Genomic DNA, 17,370 nt, shown 5'->3' on the forward strand with positions numbered 1-17,370 from the left:
CCGTTAGAAGGGTGAAGAAGGAGTGGTGGAGCTGCGCGCGGATGCCAGGCGTAACCGGGACCTCCTCCTCGAAGCGGCCCGGCAGCTGATCGTGGAACGGGGTGGAATGCCGCCGCTGGAGGACATCGCCCAGCGAGCCGGTGTGGGGATCGGCACCCTCTATCGCCGGTTCCCCGACCGCGAGGATCTGCTGATCGGCATATCCGCACACACGATGCGGCGCGTGGTGGAGATCGCCCAGACCGCGTGGGACGAGGAGCCCGACGGCTGGAGTGCGCTGAGCCGCTTCGTCCGCCGCTGCGTCGAACTCCGGATGGGCGTGCTGGGCACCACGGTCGATCCGGTCCTGCACACCAAGATCCGGCATGATCCGGCGGTGGCGGAGGCCCGTGGCCGGCTGGTGGAGCTTCTGGCCCTGATGGTCGAGGGCGCCCAGGCTGCGGGGGTGATGCGCGACGACGTCGGGCCTGGTGACATCGGGATGCTCATCAACGTCCACATCCACCAGGCGGCCGACATTCCCGCCGAGTTGGCGGACGCCGTTCCCGGTCGGCTGGTCGGTCTGATGTTGGACGGCCTGCGCTCGCGGCCTGGCACGCCACTGCCGGGCCGTGCGATCGGCGGGGCCGATCTTGAGGCGCACTAACCGAACGTCATTCCGTTTTGCTTGGGCAGGCGTTAGCGTAAGTGAATACTGACTGCGTCTCACCGAGGAGCCGCCCTGTGACGGATCTGGACGAGTACGGTCGCCGCGCCCGAGCCTGGCTCGACGCCAACACCGGCGACCTTCCCCGCGAGCCCGACCTGGCCACCGCCCGCGCGTTCATGGGGAAGTTGTACGACGCCGGGTACTCCGGCATCACCTGGCCTGCCGAGTACGGTGGGCAGGGGCTGTCGGCCGCCGAGGAACGGGCGTTCCAGCAGGCCGCACGGGACGTCAGCCTCCCGGTCGGGGTCTTCGGGATCGGCTTCGGCATGTGCGGCCCGACCCTGGTGTCGATCGGCACCGAGGAGCAGAAGAGGCGCTACATCCGGCCGCTGCTGCGCGGCGAGGAGATCTGGTGCCAGATGTTCTCCGAGCCGGGTGCCGGGTCGGACGTGGCGTCGCTGCAGACGCGGGCCGTCCTCGACGGCGACGCGTGGGTGATCAACGGGCAGAAGGTGTGGACGTCGGTGGCCCGCCAGGCCGACTATGGCCTGCTCATCGCCCGTACGGACGTGGACGCGCCCAAGCACAAGGGCATCACGATGTTCATCATCGACATGCACGACCCAGGGGTCACCGTCCGCCCGCTGCGCGACATGACCGGCGAGTCCCACTTCAACGAGATCTTCTTCGACGACGTCCGCGTGGCGCCCGACCAGATCGTGGGCACCGTGAACGAGGGCTGGTCCGCCGCCGTCACCACCCTGCTCCACGAGCGCGTGTCGATCGGCATGGGCGCCGCCCGCACCGAACGCCCCGCCTCGTTCGAGGCCCTGTCGCGTGCCGCCCGCGACCGCGGCCTGCTCGGCGACCGCGCGGTGGTCGACCAGCTTATTGACCTCTACCTGCAGGAACGGGCGTTCGATCTCTTCAACGCCCGGCTCACCCAGGAGGTCAAGGCCGGGGTCTTCCCGGGTGCGCGCGGCTCGATCGCCAAACTGCTGCTCGCCGACCTGACCATGTCCAGCGCCGACGTCGCGAGTGAGATCCTCGGCGCCGAGTCGGTGGCCTACGAGGGCGAAGGAAAGATCTCTCGCGCGCTCGCCTGGGCGCCCGGGATGGCGCTCGGTGGCGGCACCAACGAGATCATGCGCAACATCATCGGTGACCGGGTCCTCGGGCTGCCCCGCGAGCCCCAGGTCGATCGCGAGATCCCGTTCCGCGATCTCAAGGTCGGCACCCAGTCGGAGGAGGGCAAGTGAAGCTGATCCGTACTGATGACCAGCAGGAACTGGCCGCCACCGTTCGGGACTTCCTTGCCGGCACCGCCCCGATGGCCAAGGTCCGCGAGATCGCCGAGTCGTCCACCCCGTACGACCCGGACGTCTGGGCCCGCATGACGGGTGAGCTCGACCTCGCCGCGCTCGCGGTCCCCGAGTCCCTCGGCGGGGCCGGTGCCGGCCATGCCGAGGTCGCGGTGGTGATGGAGGAGCTGGGCGCCGCGCTCACCCCGAGCCCCTACCTGGCCTCGGCCGTCCTCGCCGTGAACGTCCTCCTGGAGTCCGGCGACGACGCGGCGATCAAGGATCTGCTGCCCGGCATCGCCACCGGCCATACCGTCGCCACGGTCGCCATTCCGGTCCTCGGCGACCCCATGCCCGGCGCGCGCAAGTCCTCCGGCGGCTATGAGATCAGCGGCCCGGCCCCCCGCGTCCTGAACGGAGCGGACGCCGATCTCGTTCTCCTCGCCGCCACACTCGCCGACGAAGCCAGCGACGGTGACGGGCCCATCGCACTCTTCGCGGTCGAGCCCGGTGCGTCCGGGCTCACGCGCACGCCCCTGACGACCCTCGATCTCACCCGCCCGCAGGCAACGCTGACGTTCGACGCCACGCCCGCGCGCCAGATCGGCCCTGACGACGCGAGTGAGGTCATCTCGCGTGCCCTGGACCTGGTCTCCGTAGCTCTCGCCGCCGAGCAGTTGGGCGGTCTCCGCCGCTGCCTCGACACGATCGTGGAGTACGCGAAGCTCCGCGTGCAGTTCGGCCGTTTCGTCGGCTCGTTCCAAAGCGTGAAGCACAAACTCGCCGACATGCACTGCACCCTCGAACAGGCCGAGTCGATCGTGCGCTACGCCGCCTGGGCCGCCGACGAGAGCCCGGACGAGCTCCCTGTAGCCGCTGCCCTCGCGCAGTCCTATCTAGGCCGCGCCTACTTCCAGGCGGCCAAGGACCACCTGCTCCTCCACGGCGGCATCGGCTTCACCTGGGAGCACGACGCGCATCTCTACTACAAGCGTGCCAAGAGCAGCGAACTCCTCCTTGGCCCGCCACGCCATCATCGGGCCCGCCTCGCCGAACGCCTAGGACTCCTTACGCTATAGGGGAAATATTCCTCTATAGTGGAACCGTGAGCGTTGCGGACTTCTCGCTGGCCGATCTCGGACGGCGGTTGCGGAGAGAGCGGCAGGCGCGCGGTGTGAGCCTGGACGCGCTCGCGACGGCGAGCGGGGTCAGCCGGAGCATGATCTCGGAGGTGGAACGCGGCGCTAAGGCGCCGACCGTGGTGGTGCTCGCGCGGCTGGCGACAGCGCTCGGCACCACGGCCGCCCGGCTGCTCGACGAGCAGGCCGCCGATCGGGTGGTCGTGCTGCGGCACGCCGACCAGCCCGCGTTGCGCGAACCCGCGGGCTGGGAGCGGCGGATCCTGTCGCCGACGCTGCCGGGCGTGGAGTTCGAGTTCATCCGCACCATCGTGCCCGCCGGTGTGACCGTGGGGGAGTTCGCGGCGCACGCGGCGGGCTCGCGCGAGTACATCGCGGTCGAACGCGGCGAGCTGACGGTCACCATCGACGGCACCCCACACCGGCTGACCACGGGCGACGCCATGTACTACGCCGGCGACGCCACGCACGCCTTCGCCAACGACGGCGAGGAAGAGTGCATTTACTACACGGCCATGGAAGTGAGCACGCGTGATCGAGACCATTGACCCCGCCGGACTGCCCGAGCCGTCCCCCGCGTACACCCACGGAACGCTCGTCAGCGGAGCCGAGCGCCTGCTCTTCGTCAGCGGCCAGCCGCCGTGGGGCGGTGACCTTCCGGACGACTTCGAGGGGCAGTGCCGGCTGGCATGGCGCAACGTCGAGCGGGTGCTCGCGGAGGCGGGCCTGACCCTGCGCGACCTCGCGAAGGTCACGATCTACCTCACCGACCGCCGCGACCGGGAGGCCAACAGCCGCATCCGCGCGGAGGTGCTCGGCGACCGCCGGCCCGCGGTCACCGTCATCATCACGGGCATCTACAGCGAGGAATGGCTCCTGGAGATCGAGGGCGTCGCCGTGGCGTGAGCCCCCGGTACGCTGCGATCGTGCGTTACAAAGCGGTGGTCTTCGACTTTTTCGGCACCCTGACCGTGGCCAGCGCGCCCGAGCGCCGGGCCTCGGCGATCTTGGCGATCGCCGAGGCGATAGGTGCCCCGCCCGAGGAGTTCCGCACACTGTGGTGGCAGACCTGGGCCGAACGCTGCGTCGGTGCCATGGGCGACTTCTCCACCGCCCTGGCGGACGTCGCCGGCCGCCTCGGGGTCTCCGCCACTGCGGAGCAGCTCGCCGCTGCCGCCGAGCTCCGGCGCTCCGGCGAACGCTCGTTCCGCAACCTCCGCCGCGACGCGGTCAGCACGCTCCGGACGCTCCGCGAGTGGAACGTGAATATCGCGCTCATCAGCGACTGCACCGACGAGCTTCCCGACGAGTGGCACACGCTCGAGGTCGCGCGCTACATCCAGGTGCCCGTGTTCTCCTTCACCGCGCGCCTCAAGAAGCCCGACCCGCGCATCTTCGCGCTCGCCTGTGAAGGGCTCGGCGTCGAGCCGGCCGACTGCCTCTTCGTCGGTGACGGCGGCAGTGACGAGCTGGCGGGTGCGACCGCCGCGGGCATGACCGCCGTCCGCATCCTCGACGAGGGCACGGTCCATCACCGCTTCGAGCCCGTCAACTGGACGGGCCCCGAGATCGAGTCCCTCTCAGAGGTCCTCGACTTGGTCAACAGACCGTGACCGTCCTGGAATGTCACCAGGCGCAGGGCAGGTGCTTGATCCCGTTGATGAAATTGGAGAAGAGCCGGTCGGGGCGCCCGCCGGCGCGGATCTCCGGCACGCGCGTGAAGAGTTCGCGGAACATGACGGTGATCTCCCGCCGGGCGAGGTTGGCGCCCAGGCAGAAGTGCGGGCCGGGACCGCCGAAGGCGACGTGGGGATTCGGTGAACGGGTGATGTCGAAGACGTCGGGATCCGCGAAGACCGCCTCGTCGCGGTTGGCCGAGTTGTAGAAGAGCAGGACCTTGTCGCCGGCACGGTACTGCTGCCCGTTCATGACGTGGTCGCGCGTCAGGGTGCGGCGGAACTGGATGACCGGCGTCGCCATCCTGAGAATCTCCTCGATCGCGCCCGCGATGTGCGCGTCGAAGTCGGCCAGCAGCAAAGCACGCTGCTCAGGATTGTCGGTCAGCAGCTTGAGGCCGTGCGACATCGCGTTGCGCGTGGTCTCGTTGCCCGCGACGACAAGGAGGATGAAGAACGAGCCGATCTCCTGGTCGGTCAGTGATTCGCCGTCCACGTTGGCGGTCACCAGGGCGGACACCAGATCGTCGCCGGGCTCCCGGCGCCGCTTGCGTGCCAGCTTCATGGCCAGGTGGTTGAGCTCGTACCCCGCCGTCATGCCCTTGGTCAGGCCGTAGAGCATGCCGCTGCGGGTGATGCCCGTGCTGACGAACTCCCGCCCTCCGGTGTACTCCGGATCTCCCAGACCCAGGATGACGTTCGTCCGGTCGTACACCATCGGGCGCACGGGTTCGGGGATGCCCATCATGTCGCAGATGACCTGGACCGGCAGGCGCGCCGCCACCTCGGTCACGAAGTCGCACGGCCCGCCGGCCAGCAGGTCGTCGACGATGCGGGTCGCGGTGGCCTGCAGGTCGGTCTCCAGCTTGGCCAGCACGCGCGGGGTGAACGCCCGCGACACGATCCGCCGGATCTTGGCATGCCGCGGATCGTCCATGTTGATCATCGAGCCGAAGTAGCGCGCCATGTAGCGGGGCAGGTCGGCGATGCTGTTGGAGCACGGCTCGCTGCTGAAGATCTCCGGGTTGCGGCTGGCCCCGACCACGTCGGCGTGCCGCACGAGGGCGTAGTAGCCGGCGCCGTGCTTGATGAACGGCAGCTTCAGCTCGTGGAAGAACGCCGGACGGTCCTGGGCCCGCAACGCCGCGAAGGCCGCGAGCCGCTGCCGCTGCGGAAGCGCCCAGAATTCCAGGTCCGACAGATCGACGGTCGGTTCGAGTGTTTCGGTCGCCACGCTGCACCGTCCTCGTGCGTTATGCCCGAATGCCGTTCGGTTTCCATCGAATCCGCCCCCCGCCCCGCCGTCAAGCCGATCCCGCCCGCGAACGCGGCGGTCAGTGGCGCGGTTCAACTCGCTCTCCCTGAATCCAGGCGTTCGAAGACGCCCCAAGTGGTACGGATCTGGTACCAGATAGGAGAGCTCGCATGTCCATCACCGCTGGCGAGGCCCGGCGCCGTCTGTTCCCCCTCATTGAGGAGGTCAACAACAATGCTGCAGCCATAGAGATCGTCTCCAAGAACGGCAGTGCGTTTCTGGTGCCCGAAGCCGAGTACCGCTCCCTCCAGGAGATCGCCTATCTGATGCGCTCACCGGTCAACAGGGAGCGCCTGCTGGCGTCCTACCAGGAGGCGCTGGAAGGTCGGTGCAGCCCGCATGACCTCATTGAGGTCGGGGACGGTGTTTGAGGCCGAGGTCACCATCTTGCAGGCCCGCCACCACTATTGGGCGGCGACGATGCGGCGGTGCAGGGTGGCGCGTTCTACCGCTGTCCACGCCGTCGTGGTGAGGAGGTAGACCCCGGCGGCCAGCGGGACGAACGCGGCCATTACGACGGTGCCGAACGGGAGCAGCTTCGCCACGTTCGCCATCGGCCCCTCGGCGGTGACGCGGCGCGACGACCACCAGGCGATCGCGGCGAGCAGCACGAACAGGCCGAGGAAGACAAGGGAAGCGGGGGAGAAGAAGCCGGCGCCGAGGACGCTCATCCAGTTCTGGCCGAGCGGCGCGGCCAGGAGGGTGTGTGTGAGCAGGATGTTCTGGTGTCCGGCGATCGTGCCGGACACGAAGAGCCGGTACATGACGTAGAAGAACGGCGCCTGGGCGAACATCGGCAGGCATCCGGCGAGCGGGGTTGCGCCTTCCTTCTCGTAGAGGGCGGCGGTCTCGCGTTGCAGGCGCTGGGGGCTCTTGGCGTGCTTTTTGTGGAGCGCCTGGAGTTGGGGCATGAGGCGCGTCCGGGTGCGTTCGCCGCGTGCGGCGGCGACGGCGAGGGGGAGCAGGATCAGCCGTACGGCGGCGGTGAAGATGATGATCGCCGCGACGGTCGCGAGATCGCCGGTGATGGGGGACAGGGCGTCGGCCAGGGTGGTGACGAGGCCGTACGCGGCGGAGACGGGTGCGTCGAGCAGGGACATGAGAGCCTTCCGGTAGAGATGAAGATCAGTGCGCGAGAGTGATCTTCAAACCGGGGGCTCGGGGGCGGGGGCGTCCCGCCGCGTCGGGGTCGCGCTGGGGCAGGAAGGCCGTGCGCAACGTGCGTTCGCGCAGCGTCGTCCGGATTCTGGCCGGTGATGTGCGGGGCCGGTGGTGGAGGACCTGTGCGGCCGCCAGCAGGAGCAGGGCGGCGACGGTGACCGTCGCCAGCGTGACGAGCGCGCTGCCTGTGTCGGCCATGCCGAGGAGCCGCAGGAGTGCGGCGATCATCAGCGGCACGGGTGGGCCTTCCTGCGTGCGGGTGTCGATCTGTTGACGGGCGGGAGCGCCTGGAGGTTCCCGGTCAGGTGATGAGGAGGACGGCGAGGGCGGTGAGGGTCGTGATCGCGGTGACGTTCTTGATCCAGGTCATTCGTGCGGCGATCGTGGCGCCGCGGTCGGGGTCGAGCGACCAGAGCGTGAGGGCCGCGCTGAGTGCCCGGCCGGCTCCGAACGCGGTTCCGGCCAGCACGGTCGGGAGCAGGTCCTGGCGGCTGAGCAGCAGGCCGAGGGCCAGGACGTACGGGGTGCTCGCCGACACGTAGGTCCGGACGCCCGTGCCCAGTTCGAAGCCGAATTGGAGCGAGCCCTGCCGCAGCCGGAGTTGCAGGACCTCCTGCGGGATCTGCCGGGCGTTCTGCGGCAGCGGGATGGTCACCAGGCCGAGTTCGCGGGCGGCACCGGCGGCGGCGATCACGATGATCAGTGCCGTGCGGGCGTCCGACGGCAACGGCGCCGCCAGGCCGGACAGCAGCCAGACGAGCAGGGCGCTGAGACTGCCCCCGAGCAGCAGCCCGAGGGTGAAGACGGCAAGGATCTCCCCTTGCCGTACCGGACCTCGCCAACCTGGCGAGAAGAGGACGGCCTCCGAGTTACGCGTTCAAACCGAGCCGGACAGTGCGAACCCCGCCAGCGCGCCGACCGACGCCCAGCACAGCACCGTGGCCTGTAGGGCGGCCGCCGCGACCGCCAGCAGCGCCAGCGCCGTGACCGGGAGCAGCGGGTCGGTGAACGCGGCGCGGGCTCGCCGGCCGTTCGTCATTTGCGGCAACTCGTGGCCTTACGGCAGATCGTCTTGTACCAGGCGCCGCGCCCGGACTTCTTCCAGCCGTCGTGGCAGCGCCAGGTGACACCGCGGCGGCAGTTGCCGCAGCGTCGGGAGTAGCCCCAGAGCCAGCCGTCCCAGCGACCGCTGTAGCACTGGTTGGGGCGGAGCCTGTAGCGACCGGGGTGGGATTTGCCGGACTTGTGGTAGCCCTTGTACCTCCCGGACGTACGGCAGCAGGTCGAGCACACGACGCTCGGACCACAGCCGGGGGAGCAGTTGTGGTTGGCGCCGTAGGAGGGGCAGCGGCCGTAGATGTGGTAGCCGCCGCCCAGGCTGTATCCGGCGGCGATCGCCTGACGTGCCTGCGGGAAGACCCCGAGCGCGGTAAGCCCCAGCGACGTGCCCGCGGCGGCCAGCCCGCGCAGGACGTTGCGGCGGGCTGGGCCCGCGGTGCCGGTCCCGCCTGGCGCGCGGCGACGGACCCGTTCGGCGCCTTCCGGCCGCGGGCCGCTCAGGGGCGGGATGTCTTCCAGCCGCAGAGTTTCAGTGTCGGCGATGGTCATCGACTCACCTCCGTGTCACCCAGCAGTTCGCGCAGTGCCTCGGTGGAGCCCACCGGCTGGGCGGCGCGCACCCGGCCGCTCGCGTCGACGAGGACGGCGAACGGTGTGGCCGGGACCGCGTAGTCCTCGAAGAGCCCGTCCCGCTCGTTCGCGAGCACCGTGATCCCGGGTGCCTCGGGCGCGGCACCCGCGAAGATCGCATGTATGGGGCGTCCCAGCGACCCGGCCTCGTCGAGCACCTCCACGCAGACCCCGCAGTCCACGTCCAGGAAGAGCAGCAGGCCGGGCCCGAGCCGGTCGAAGCCGGGCGCCCGGGTGCCCGCCGCGGGGCCGAGCGGGCTTTGCCCAGCCGATCCCGGCGGCCCCTGGCTCAGCGCGTGCACCTGCCGGACGAGCCCGGCGACCACGAGCGCGAGCAGCACGATCGCCACCCACGAGAGCAACAGGGCGCTGTTCTGGAAGCTCACTTGGCCGCGCCTCCTTCATAGATCATGGCCTCCGGCAGGATCGAGGCGATCACCGTGAACGCCAGCCCCGCGAGGAAGCCGACGAAGATCTGGAAGGGCAGGGGCTCCTGCACCGGGCCGGACACGGCTCCGGCCGCCGCGATGAGTCCCAGCAATGCAGCGCGTACCGTGACCCAGCCCGTCATCGGCGTCTCGATCCCCGCGCACCCGCAGGGCACGCCGGGCGGCCCGCGCCACCTCACGTAGGCCGAATACAGCCCGTAGACGGCCAGCAGCGCCGCGGCGGCGGCCATCCCGGCCCGCAGGAGCCCCGGCTCCCACCAGACCAGGGCGACGATCATCTCGCCGAGCAGCAGGGCCTCAATGACGCCCACCAGCCTCGCGACCGCGACGACCATGGCGCCGGGGACCGTACGGTGCGCGCGCAGCGCGGTGACGAGCACTCCGGGCCGCGCGACGTGCCCGGCCAGCGAGCCGAGCAGGACGAGCGGAACGGTCACCAGGGCGACCACGGCCAGCAGATCGTTCATCAGCGGACCGCCTCGACCGACAGCCCGGCCAGCCGCCGGGGCACGTCGCGGACCTGCTCCTCCTCCGGCAGCACGGTGACCAGCAGGGAACGCGTGGCCAGCAGGAAGTACGGCCCCTGGCCATCGACGTCGCCGCGGAAGAGCTCGCCGCCCGCCATCTTCGCGCCGCGCCACTTCGGCAGCCGCCGTCGGGTCGCCGCGGTCAGCGCGGTGATCTCCAGCAGGCCCACGTGCGGGATCTCCTTGACGAGCTCGGCGGGCTCGGGCCGGCGCACGCGCCGCCCGCGCGGCACCGCCACCACACCGTCCTCGTGCTCGGCCAGGCGCAGCCCGTCGAAGAACGCCACCGCGTCGGCCGGTCGCCCGTGGTAGAGGTGCGTGAAGACCGCGTGCCGGCGCCCCTCCCAGACGGCCGCGAGCATCTGGTCGGCGACCCGGGTGTCGGGATCGGTGAGCCGCGTCCGGCCGATCCGGAGCCGCCCGCCCTGGAGCCTGAACTCCTGGTCGAACGCGCCGACCCCGATGTCTTCGGCCCATGCGCGGGCGTCCGCGCGCGTGCCGCTGGAGATCTCGTGCAGCCGGTCGCCGACGGCGATCTTGGCAACCGAGGTGTAGGGACGGGAAAGATCGTGCAAACCGGACATTCGAACCCGGATGCCATCGAGTGATCGGTGAGTGACCTGACGTGGCATCGCTGCGGCCCCTTCGTACAGGATGTACGAGCAGTGACACAAGTGACGCTACGCGCTCCAGTGCCTCCGGAGTGCTAAACATGCCGCATCCGGTCACCTTCGTTGAGCAGGTAGGGTCACGGCGTGTACGACGCGCTGCCGCACCAACAGGGGCGTCCGGACTCGCCCACGGCGGCGTTTTCGCCCCGGCGGCGGACGGGGCTCTCGGTATGGTCGGGTGGCTTCGTCGGCGGTGTGATCCCCGGCCGTGAGCCCAGCTGAGCAGTCAGCCGTGAGTCAGTCTGTGAAGTCAGCCCGTGAGGTGAACCTGTGAGCAAGGTGGATGTGCTGATCAAGCGCCTCGACCCGGAATTGCCGGTACCGTCGTATGCGCATGCCGGTGACGCGGGCGCGGATCTGGTCGCCGCCGTCGACGTCGAACTCCCGCCGGGAGAGCGCGCGGTGGTCCCGACCGGGGTCTCGATCGCGCTGCCGGACGGCTATGCCGCTTTCATTCACCCCCGGTCCGGTTTGGGCGCTAGGTTTGGGGTGACCATTGTCAATGCACCCGGTACGGTCGATGCCGGCTATCGGGGTGAGATCAAGGTGACCCTGCTGAACACCGACCCCCGCGCCACGGTCAGGTTGCGGCGCGGCGATCGCATCGCGCAGATGGTCGTGCAGCGCGTGGAGCAGGCGGTGTTCCACGAGGTCGCCGAGCTTCCCGGATCGGCCCGCGGAGTCGACGGATTCGGCTCCACAGGGGGATTCGCGGATAATGAGCACAGGGAAGAAGGAGCGTGAGTCGTGGCTTTTGGACGTCGCCGGCAGGCTGAGGAGCCCGCTAAGGAGCCCGAGCTGACCGACGAGCAGGCGGACGAGACCGCCGAGGCCGAGGCTGGGGCTTCCGAGAGCACCGTGCCGGATGACGGCGGCCCGTGGGACTCCGAGGAGTCCTACCCCGAGTTGCAGCGTCTGGACTTCGGATGCATGCAGGTCCCGGTCGCGCCCGGCCTTGGTTTCCAGGTCAACTTCGAGGCCACCGAGGTCGACGAGGAGGGCAACCCCCTCGACGGCCGGCCCGTCGCCGTCCTGGTGCAGTACGAGGAGAGCGCCATGCAGCTGCAGGCGTTCGCCGCTCCCAAGCGCAGCGGGATCTGGGAGGACATCCGGCGCGAGACCGCCAAGGACATCGAGGAAGAGGCGCAGGGGCAGACCCAGGACGGTGAGGGCCCGTTCGGTCCCGAGCTCATCGCCATGGTCCCCGCGGCGCTGACCGAAGAGGTCCTCGCGGAGATGCCGGACGAGGTCAAGGAGCAGATCCCTGCCGAGTTCATCGAGCAGGGCTGGGCCCCGCAGCTGATCCGCTTCATCGGGGTGGACGGCCCGCGCTGGTTCCTCCAGGCCGTGGTGCAGGGCGCCGCGATCGAGGACGAGGAGCAGTGGCAGGTCCTGGAGGACGTCTTCCGCAACATCGTCGTGGTCCGCGGCGAGTCGCCGATGCCGCCCCGCGACCTGCTGCCGCTGGAGATCCCCAAGGAGTTCTCCGAGGCGGGCGAGGAGGAGGAAGAAGGGGCCGTCGAGACCTTCAACCCCTTCGAGCGCGGCCCGGAGATCACCGAGGTCCGCTGACCCGGAACGGCCGGCACAGCTCGAACCGTCTTTACGGCCCGTCGCGATACCGCGGCGGGCCGTGATCATTTGTGCTGCCTGACAAGGCCGACCTGACACGGCCGCCGTGCTGATCGCCGCCGTGGCGGCCACCGCTCTGGCGCGGCTGATTGTGGCCTAGGTCACATTTGGGTCTTGCAGAGCGGCCCCGGCGGGTGGTCAATCAAGCCATGTCGAAACGCACCCGTAAACGCCGTGCCCGCAAGCGCAACAAGGCCAACAAGGGCAAGCGGCCGGCCGCCCGGCACTGACGTCGGAGCTCGATACCCACGTCCCTCAATACCCACGTCCCCTCAATACCTACGTCAGGGCTCGTCACCGAGGTCAGAGCTCGATGAGCTCGAACTGGATCGCGTGAGCCACGCCGTCCACCTGCCCCGAGGCCGCCTCGGTGAGGAACGCCGCCGGATCGAACTCGGCGCCCAGGTTGTCGAAGTAGACCTTGTGGGCCTGAAGCGAGGCGATGCCCGCGTCCAGGTAGCCGGTGACGTCCACGTAGTGCGTGGCCTGCGGTGAGCTGCAGAAGAGGGCGAACCGCACGCCCTGCCACGGCTCCAGGTCCAGGTCGCGGAACACCCAGCGGTTGGCCGCGTCCCGTACGGCATCGGCCACGGCCAGACCCAGCACCCGGTGGTCGGCCATGTTGAAGCCCACACCGCCGGGCCAGGTCTCGCGGAAGTTCGACGAGACCACCACGTCCGGCCGGTGGCGCCGGATCGCGCGGGCGATCTCGCGCCGCAGCGGCAGCCCGTACTCCAGCATGCCGTCGGCCAGGTCGAGGAACTCGACCGTGTCGACGCCGACCTGCCGGGCCGCCTCGATCTGCTCCTCGGTACGGATGGCGCGCACGTCGTCCGGGTCCATGGAGTCGATCCCCGCCTCGCCGCGCGTCGCCAGCACCTCGACCACCGTCTTGCCCTGCGCGGTCCACTTGGCGACCGCCGTCGACGCCCCGTACTCCAGATCGTCGGGATGCGCCACGATCGCCAGTGCCCGCTGCCAGTCCTCCGGTACCGCTTCCATACCCCCATTCTCGCTGATCTTGCCGCAGCTGCCACGCTCCCCGACAGTCATGCGGTGTTCCCCGACAGTCATGCGGTGCCGTGCGCATGCGGTGCCGTGCAGCTGGAGCGAGGTACTGATTGCATGGCGCTGGCGATAGCGTGGAGTGCCGGGGTGACCACTGATGCCCGTTCACAGTTCAGGGACAGGCTGTGGCAGGGGTGGAGTCGTTCAGGGGTTCGGGAGGATTCGGGGAGGCCGCCATGAATGAGCAGGCTCAAGCACTCGCACTTGCTGATCTTGGTCAGGCGCTGCTGGCCTGCCTCGACGGCCGCCTGGCGGGCACGTCTCCCGCCGTCTCGAAGCACCAGCTGCTGGAGATCGCCCATGAGTGCCGTGAGATAGCCCAGCGCGTCATCCTGCACAGTGCGGGGACGACGCCGGCAGCGTGGGAACGCAGGCACCTTCTCGCCGAGATGGCCCTGAGGCTCGCACTCAACACCGAGTATGCGGCCGAGGGGTGCACCAGCTGCTTCCCAGCGCAGGGCGACACCGTGACCTGCGACGCCACGGCCTGCGCCGCCACTCGCGATGCCCTCCGCAACACCACGATCATCGTGGTGTCGGTGCTCAACGCCACGAGCTTCGCCGAGGATCGCCGCTGGGCCGTCCAGGTGGCCGAGCGGCCCTCTCACCGGCTGCCCGCGATGTCCTGAGGCGCCACCTCGTCGAGGGCGCGCGGCTAGAGCGCGCGGCTAGAGCGCCCGGCCCATGAGGTCGACGAGCTGGGCGATGCGCTCCTCGTCGCGCCGGTAGTGCGTCCACTTCCCGATGCGGGTGGAACGGACCAGCCCGGCGCGCTGCAGCGATGCCATGTAGGCGGAGACGGTCGACTGCGCGAGCCCGGTCTTGGCCTGGATGTGGCTGACGCACACGCCGACCTCATGCGGGTCCGCGATCCCCTCGTGCACCGGGAAGTGGGCCTCGGGGTCGCGCAGCCACTGGAGGAGCTGGAGCCGCACGGGGTTGGCGAGCGCCTTGAACGCCTCAAGCAGCTGCTCAGAGGCGTCCTGTGAGGGCTCGGTCTGCGTCGTCATAGGTGGAACCGAGTCTATGACGATTCGGGGAATGTCGATGCGGGGGCGTTCTGTCGGACGTTCTGTCGGACGTTCGCGATAGGAAGGAAGCCGCGGTGTGAGAGGGATTCCGGTGTGAAAGGGGTATCGGTGTGGCCAACTTCGTGTTGATCCCGGGCGGAGGGTCCGGGCCCTGGTACTGGAGTCTGCTCGTTGACGAGCTGCGTGCGCGGGGGCACGACGGGGTGGCGGTGGATCTGCCCAGCGAGGACGACTCCGCCGGGCTCTCGGAGTACGCCGATGCGGCTGTGGACGCCATCGGGGACCGGCGGGATCTCGTGGTGGTGGGCCACTCGCTGGGCGGGTTCACCGCCCCGCTGGTGTGTGCACGGGTGCCGGTGGACCTGCTGGTGATGCTGACGGCGATGATCCCGGCGCCGGGGGAGACGGCGAACGACTGGTGGGCCAACACCGGGCACGAGTCCTTGGACGGCGACACGTTCTTCCATGACGTTCCGCCAGAACTGGCTGCAGAGTCGACGAAGGACGAGCGTGACCAGTCCGGCACGCCGATGGGGGAGCCGTGGCCGCTGCCGGCGTGGCCCGATGTGCCGACCAGATTCTTGTTGTGCAGTGAAGACCGGTTCTTTCCCGCCGAGTTCATGCGGCGTGTGGTGAAGGACCGGCTCGGTGTCACGCCCGATGAGATCGCCACCGGCCACATGCCCATGCTCGCCCGTCCGAAGGAGCTCGCCGACCGGCTGATCTCGTACGTGACGTAGCTCCACCCCCGAGAGCGAAGGTGGGGTTTTGCCTACCTCGGTTGACGTGGTGGGTCCATGTGCCCTGCTCTTCCCCGCTCATAACTTCGTATCTGACGGCGCGAGAGGCGCTCGAAGGACTCGGAGGTATGGGATGTTCAGGCGAAACGCAGAGGAGCGCACCGGTTCGGTGGAGGCGCTTCGGCTGGAGTCGGTGCGCAGGGTCTACGGTGCCGAGGGCAATCAGGTGAACGCGCTGGACGGCGTCTCGCTGGCCCTGCCCAAGGGATCGTTCACTGCGGTCATGGGGCCGTCCGGCTCGGGAAAGAGCACGTTCCTGCACTGCGCGGCGGGCCTGGACCAGCCGACCGGCGGCCGGGTGTTCGTGGACGGCGAGGAGCTGGCCGGCCGGAACGAGGCGGCGCTGACCAAGTTCCGGCGGGAGCGGATCGGGTTCATCTTCCAGCAGTTCAACCTGTTGCCGGCGCTGACGGTCATGCAGAACGTGACGTTGCCGCTGAAGCTGGCCGGGCGGAAGGCCGATCCCGAGCAGGCCCGTGCGGTGCTGGCGCGCGTTGGGCTCGGGGAGCGGCTGCACCACCGGCCGTCGGAGTTGTCGGGCGGGCAGCAGCAGCGGGTGGCGATCGCGCGTGCGCTGGTCACGCGGCCGAGCGTGCTGTTCGGCGACGAGCCGACCGGGGCGCTCGACACACGGAGCGCGCGGGACGTGCTGGCGCTCCTCCAGGAGGCCGTGCGCATGTACGGGCAGACCGTGGTCATGGTGACCCACGACCCGGTGGCCGCCTCGTACGCCGACTCGGTGGTCTTCCTCGCCGACGGCCGGATCGTCGGCCGGATGGCCGCGCCGACCGCCGAGGCGGTCGCCGAGCGCATGACCCACCTGTCCGACGAGATCATCCCGGCGGTGGCGTGATGTTCGGGCTGGCTCTGCGAACCCTGCGGTTCCGTGCGGGCGGCTTCGCCGCCGCCTTCCTGTCGATGTTCCTCGGCGCGTCGATCCTGATGACGTTCGGCTCGATGTACGACACTGCGGTGCTCGGCGGCGCGTCGGGGACCGGACGGGAGACGATGATCACGATGGCGAGCGTGGTCGGCGGCTGGGGACTGCTGCTGGTCGTCTTCGCCGTCGCGTCCACGCTGACCCTGTCGGTCCGGCAGCGGGCGGAGGAGATCGCCCTGCTGAAGAGCGTCGGCGCCACGCCGGGGCAGCTGCGCCGGATGATCGTCGGTGAGGCAGCGGTGCTGGCGGTGGCGGCGGTGGCATGTGCGATCGCGCCGGCCGCGCTGGCGGGCCGCGGCCTGCTGGAGCTGCTGATTTCGACCGGGCAGGTGAACGCGGACGTCTCGTATGTGTTCGGGCCGCTCGCGGTCCCGATGGGGCTGATCATCACGTTCGCCGCCGCCACCGGCGCGGCCCTGCTCGCGGTGCGGCGGGCCGCCCGGATGCGGGTGACCGAGTCGATCGCGGACGCGGCCACCGACCTGGGCCGGATGAGCAAGAAGCGCATCGCCGGTGCGGCCCTGTTCCTGCTCCTCGGGCTCGACCTGGCGATCGTCACCGCGACCGCGATGCGCAACGAGGGCAGCGGAGCGATGTCGACCGCCGGGCAGGCCAGCATCTACGCCGCCATCGGCATGGCGCTGCTCGGCCCGATCATGATCCGCCGGGTCGTCGCCGTGCTGGCGGGGACGGTGGAACGGGTGGGCGGCGTGACCGGCTACCTCGCGGTGTGCAACCTGCGCCAGCGGACGGGCCAGCTGGGCGGGGCGCTCACGCCGATCGTCCTGTTCACGGCCATCGCGACGGGCACGCTCTACATGCAGAGCACGGAGAACGCCGCACTGGAGGCGGCGGGGCTGGCCAAGACCGTGGAGGAGAAGAACATCGAGACGCTCAACCTCGTGGTCATCGGGATGATCGTGGTCTTCGCCGCGATCATGCTGGTCAACACGCTGCTCGCGGCCACCACGTACCGCGGCCGGGAGTTCGGCCAGCAGCGCCTCGCGGGCTCCACCCGCCGGCAGGTGCTGGGCATGGTGGCGCTGGAGGGCGCGGTCCTGACGGTGACCGGCGTGCTGATGGGAACGGTCGCGTCCCTCTTCACCATCCTCCCGTACGCCAGTGTCCGGCTCGGCTCGGCTCTGCCGGACGGCAGCCCGGCCGTGTACGCCGGGGTGACCGCGCTGGCGGTGGCCCTCACCCTGGGCACGGCCGTGGGCGCGGCCCGCCGCGCGGTCCGTACTCCCGCGGTGGCGGCGGTGACGGTCTGAGGAGGGACACACGGTCTGAGAAGGGACACGGAGAGTCTGAGACGGGACACG

25 protein-coding genes are annotated in these 17,370 nt (G+C 69.8%); 14 read left to right on the forward strand and 11 right to left on the reverse strand.

The window, feature by feature from the left end; genetic code table 11:
• Window positions 1–25: 25 nt before the first annotated feature.
• The 6 genes from ACH34W_RS25170 to ACH34W_RS25195 all read left to right on the forward strand — a co-directional run bounded on the left by ACH34W_RS25170 (window position 26) and on the right by ACH34W_RS25195 (window position 4,702).
• Complete coding sequence (locus ACH34W_RS25170) at window positions 26–646, forward strand: TetR/AcrR family transcriptional regulator (RefSeq protein ID WP_395963478.1); 621 nt, start codon at window positions 26–28, stop codon at window positions 644–646.
• A 77-nt stretch (window positions 647–723) separates the two neighbouring features.
• Window positions 724–1,908 carry an acyl-CoA dehydrogenase family protein gene (locus ACH34W_RS25175; protein WP_395963479.1) on the forward strand — a complete coding sequence of 395 codons (1,185 nt, stop codon included), beginning with the start codon at window positions 724–726 and terminating at the stop codon, window positions 1,906–1,908.
• Complete coding sequence (locus ACH34W_RS25180; protein ID WP_395963480.1) at window positions 1,905–3,029, forward strand: acyl-CoA dehydrogenase family protein; 1,125 nt, start codon at window positions 1,905–1,907, stop codon at window positions 3,027–3,029. The genes ACH34W_RS25175 and ACH34W_RS25180 overlap by 4 nt, the downstream gene beginning before the upstream one ends.
• Window positions 3,030–3,055: 26 nt before the next feature.
• Window positions 3,056–3,637 carry a helix-turn-helix domain-containing protein gene (locus ACH34W_RS25185; RefSeq protein ID WP_395963481.1) on the forward strand — a complete coding sequence of 194 codons (582 nt, stop codon included), beginning with the start codon at window positions 3,056–3,058 and terminating at the stop codon, window positions 3,635–3,637.
• Window positions 3,621–3,995, forward strand: coding sequence for a RidA family protein (locus tag ACH34W_RS25190; RefSeq protein ID WP_395963482.1), 375 nt, complete (start codon window positions 3,621–3,623; stop codon window positions 3,993–3,995). Before ACH34W_RS25185 ends, ACH34W_RS25190 begins: the two co-directional genes overlap by 17 nt.
• A 20-nt stretch (window positions 3,996–4,015) precedes the next feature.
• Window positions 4,016–4,702, forward strand: a complete 687-nt coding sequence (locus ACH34W_RS25195) for an HAD family hydrolase (RefSeq protein ID WP_395963483.1) — start codon at window positions 4,016–4,018, stop codon at window positions 4,700–4,702.
• 13 nt (window positions 4,703–4,715) lie between these two features.
• Here the strand turns inward: ACH34W_RS25195 and ACH34W_RS25200 are convergent, their stop codons facing one another.
• Window positions 4,716–5,999, reverse strand: coding sequence for a cytochrome P450 (locus ACH34W_RS25200; RefSeq protein ID WP_395963484.1), 1,284 nt, complete (start codon window positions 5,997–5,999; stop codon window positions 4,716–4,718).
• A 191-nt stretch (window positions 6,000–6,190) separates the two neighbouring features.
• On the opposite strand from ACH34W_RS25200, the gene ACH34W_RS25205 reads away from it, so the two are divergent.
• Window positions 6,191–6,451 carry a type II toxin-antitoxin system Phd/YefM family antitoxin gene (locus ACH34W_RS25205; RefSeq protein ID WP_395963485.1) on the forward strand — a complete coding sequence of 87 codons (261 nt, stop codon included), beginning with the start codon at window positions 6,191–6,193 and terminating at the stop codon, window positions 6,449–6,451.
• Between the two features lie 33 nt (window positions 6,452–6,484).
• Here the strand turns inward: ACH34W_RS25205 and ACH34W_RS25210 are convergent, their stop codons facing one another.
• The 8 genes from ACH34W_RS25210 to ACH34W_RS25245 form a co-directional block, all read right to left on the reverse strand.
• Window positions 6,485–7,180 carry a YidC/Oxa1 family membrane protein insertase gene (locus ACH34W_RS25210; protein ID WP_395963486.1) on the reverse strand — a complete coding sequence of 232 codons (696 nt, stop codon included), beginning with the start codon at window positions 7,178–7,180 and terminating at the stop codon, window positions 6,485–6,487.
• Window positions 7,181–7,205: 25 nt separating this feature from the next.
• On the reverse strand, window positions 7,206–7,469 hold the full coding sequence (locus tag ACH34W_RS25215) for a DUF6412 domain-containing protein (RefSeq protein ID WP_395963527.1): 264 nt from the start codon (window positions 7,467–7,469) through the stop codon (window positions 7,206–7,208).
• 73 nt (window positions 7,470–7,542) lie between these two features.
• Window positions 7,543–7,968: a hypothetical protein gene (locus ACH34W_RS25220; protein ID WP_395963487.1), complete on the reverse strand. Its 426-nt coding sequence runs from the start codon at window positions 7,966–7,968 to the stop codon at window positions 7,543–7,545.
• A 150-nt stretch (window positions 7,969–8,118) separates the two neighbouring features.
• Window positions 8,119–8,280 (reverse strand): hypothetical protein, encoded by a 162-nt coding sequence (locus tag ACH34W_RS25225; RefSeq protein ID WP_395963488.1) that lies wholly within the window; start codon window positions 8,278–8,280, stop codon window positions 8,119–8,121.
• On the reverse strand, window positions 8,277–8,849 hold the full coding sequence (locus ACH34W_RS25230; RefSeq protein ID WP_395963489.1) for a hypothetical protein: 573 nt from the start codon (window positions 8,847–8,849) through the stop codon (window positions 8,277–8,279). The genes ACH34W_RS25225 and ACH34W_RS25230 overlap by 4 nt, the downstream gene beginning before the upstream one ends.
• Window positions 8,846–9,316: a hypothetical protein gene (locus tag ACH34W_RS25235; RefSeq protein ID WP_395963490.1), complete on the reverse strand. Its 471-nt coding sequence runs from the start codon at window positions 9,314–9,316 to the stop codon at window positions 8,846–8,848. The genes ACH34W_RS25230 and ACH34W_RS25235 overlap by 4 nt, the downstream gene beginning before the upstream one ends.
• A complete protein-coding gene (locus ACH34W_RS25240; RefSeq protein ID WP_395963491.1) occupies window positions 9,313–9,846 on the reverse strand; it encodes a MauE/DoxX family redox-associated membrane protein in 534 nt (177 codons plus the stop codon). The genes ACH34W_RS25235 and ACH34W_RS25240 overlap by 4 nt, the downstream gene beginning before the upstream one ends.
• Window positions 9,846–10,481, reverse strand: coding sequence for a hypothetical protein (locus tag ACH34W_RS25245; protein WP_395963492.1), 636 nt, complete (start codon window positions 10,479–10,481; stop codon window positions 9,846–9,848). Before ACH34W_RS25245 ends, ACH34W_RS25240 begins: the two co-directional genes overlap by 1 nt.
• A 366-nt stretch (window positions 10,482–10,847) precedes the next feature.
• On the opposite strand from ACH34W_RS25245, the gene dut reads away from it, so the two are divergent.
• From dut to ACH34W_RS25260, 3 genes are all read left to right on the forward strand, one after another.
• The gene (dut, locus tag ACH34W_RS25250) at window positions 10,848–11,321 is read left to right on the forward strand and encodes a dUTP diphosphatase (protein WP_395963493.1); all 474 of its coding nucleotides are present in this window, start codon (window positions 10,848–10,850) and stop codon (window positions 11,319–11,321) included.
• 3 nt (window positions 11,322–11,324) lie between these two features.
• Window positions 11,325–12,149, forward strand: a complete 825-nt coding sequence (locus ACH34W_RS25255) for a DUF3710 domain-containing protein (protein ID WP_395963494.1) — start codon at window positions 11,325–11,327, stop codon at window positions 12,147–12,149.
• A 209-nt stretch (window positions 12,150–12,358) separates the two neighbouring features.
• The gene (locus tag ACH34W_RS25260) at window positions 12,359–12,439 is read left to right on the forward strand and encodes a 50S ribosomal protein bL37 (RefSeq protein ID WP_395963528.1); all 81 of its coding nucleotides are present in this window, start codon (window positions 12,359–12,361) and stop codon (window positions 12,437–12,439) included.
• Window positions 12,440–12,512: 73 nt separating this feature from the next.
• On the opposite strand, the gene ACH34W_RS25265 is transcribed toward ACH34W_RS25260, so the two are convergent.
• Window positions 12,513–13,211: a PIG-L deacetylase family protein gene (locus tag ACH34W_RS25265; RefSeq protein ID WP_395963495.1), complete on the reverse strand. Its 699-nt coding sequence runs from the start codon at window positions 13,209–13,211 to the stop codon at window positions 12,513–12,515.
• A 242-nt stretch (window positions 13,212–13,453) separates the two neighbouring features.
• Here ACH34W_RS25265 and ACH34W_RS25270 point away from each other — a divergent pair, with 242 nt between their 5' ends.
• Complete coding sequence (locus ACH34W_RS25270; protein ID WP_395963496.1) at window positions 13,454–13,906, forward strand: hypothetical protein; 453 nt, start codon at window positions 13,454–13,456, stop codon at window positions 13,904–13,906.
• Window positions 13,907–13,945: 39 nt separating this feature from the next.
• Here the strand turns inward: ACH34W_RS25270 and ACH34W_RS25275 are convergent, their stop codons facing one another.
• Window positions 13,946–14,287 carry an ArsR/SmtB family transcription factor gene (locus tag ACH34W_RS25275; RefSeq protein WP_395963497.1) on the reverse strand — a complete coding sequence of 114 codons (342 nt, stop codon included), beginning with the start codon at window positions 14,285–14,287 and terminating at the stop codon, window positions 13,946–13,948.
• Between the two features lie 131 nt (window positions 14,288–14,418).
• Here ACH34W_RS25275 and ACH34W_RS25280 point away from each other — a divergent pair, with 131 nt between their 5' ends.
• From ACH34W_RS25280 to ACH34W_RS25290, 3 genes are all read left to right on the forward strand, one after another.
• Window positions 14,419–15,048 (forward strand): alpha/beta hydrolase, encoded by a 630-nt coding sequence (locus ACH34W_RS25280; protein WP_395963498.1) that lies wholly within the window; start codon window positions 14,419–14,421, stop codon window positions 15,046–15,048.
• 133 nt (window positions 15,049–15,181) lie between these two features.
• Entirely contained in the window at window positions 15,182–15,961 is a 780-nt protein-coding gene (locus ACH34W_RS25285) for an ABC transporter ATP-binding protein (RefSeq protein WP_395963499.1), read from the forward strand.
• Window positions 15,961–17,319 (forward strand): FtsX-like permease family protein, encoded by a 1,359-nt coding sequence (locus ACH34W_RS25290; RefSeq protein ID WP_395963500.1) that lies wholly within the window; start codon window positions 15,961–15,963, stop codon window positions 17,317–17,319. The genes ACH34W_RS25285 and ACH34W_RS25290 overlap by 1 nt, the downstream gene beginning before the upstream one ends.
• Window positions 17,320–17,370 lie beyond the last annotated feature (51 nt).

Origin of the sequence: Actinomadura sp. 6N118 (assembly GCF_044326415.1) — a bacterium.
In the GTDB taxonomy this organism is placed as follows: domain Bacteria; phylum Actinomycetota; class Actinomycetes; order Streptosporangiales; family Streptosporangiaceae; genus Spirillospora.

Excerpts from the sequence above, each read along its gene's own strand:
- ACH34W_RS25270 (WP_395963496.1), top strand. The coding sequence starts at position 13,454 with ATGAATGAGCAGGCTCAAGCACTCGCACTTGCTGATCTTGGTCAGGCG.
- ACH34W_RS25285 (WP_395963499.1), top strand. The coding sequence starts at position 15,182 with ATGTTCAGGCGAAACGCAGAGGAGCGCACCGGTTCGGTGGAGGCGCTT.
- ACH34W_RS25205 (WP_395963485.1), top strand. The coding sequence starts at position 6,191 with ATGTCCATCACCGCTGGCGAGGCCCGGCGCCGTCTGTTCCCCCTCATT.
- ACH34W_RS25240 (WP_395963491.1), bottom strand. The coding sequence starts at position 9,846 with ATGAACGATCTGCTGGCCGTGGTCGCCCTGGTGACCGTTCCGCTCGTC.
- ACH34W_RS25260 (WP_395963528.1), top strand. The coding sequence starts at position 12,359 with ATGTCGAAACGCACCCGTAAACGCCGTGCCCGCAAGCGCAACAAGGCC.
- ACH34W_RS25215 (WP_395963527.1), bottom strand. The coding sequence starts at position 7,469 with ATGATCGCCGCACTCCTGCGGCTCCTCGGCATGGCCGACACAGGCAGC.
- ACH34W_RS25210 (WP_395963486.1), bottom strand. The coding sequence starts at position 7,180 with ATGTCCCTGCTCGACGCACCCGTCTCCGCCGCGTACGGCCTCGTCACC.
- ACH34W_RS25290 (WP_395963500.1), top strand. The coding sequence starts at position 15,961 with ATGTTCGGGCTGGCTCTGCGAACCCTGCGGTTCCGTGCGGGCGGCTTC.
- ACH34W_RS25225 (WP_395963488.1), bottom strand. The coding sequence starts at position 8,280 with ATGACGAACGGCCGGCGAGCCCGCGCCGCGTTCACCGACCCGCTGCTC.
- ACH34W_RS25275 (WP_395963497.1), bottom strand. The coding sequence starts at position 14,287 with ATGACGACGCAGACCGAGCCCTCACAGGACGCCTCTGAGCAGCTGCTT.
- ACH34W_RS25230 (WP_395963489.1), bottom strand. The coding sequence starts at position 8,849 with ATGACCATCGCCGACACTGAAACTCTGCGGCTGGAAGACATCCCGCCC.
- ACH34W_RS25265 (WP_395963495.1), bottom strand. The coding sequence starts at position 13,211 with ATGGAAGCGGTACCGGAGGACTGGCAGCGGGCACTGGCGATCGTGGCG.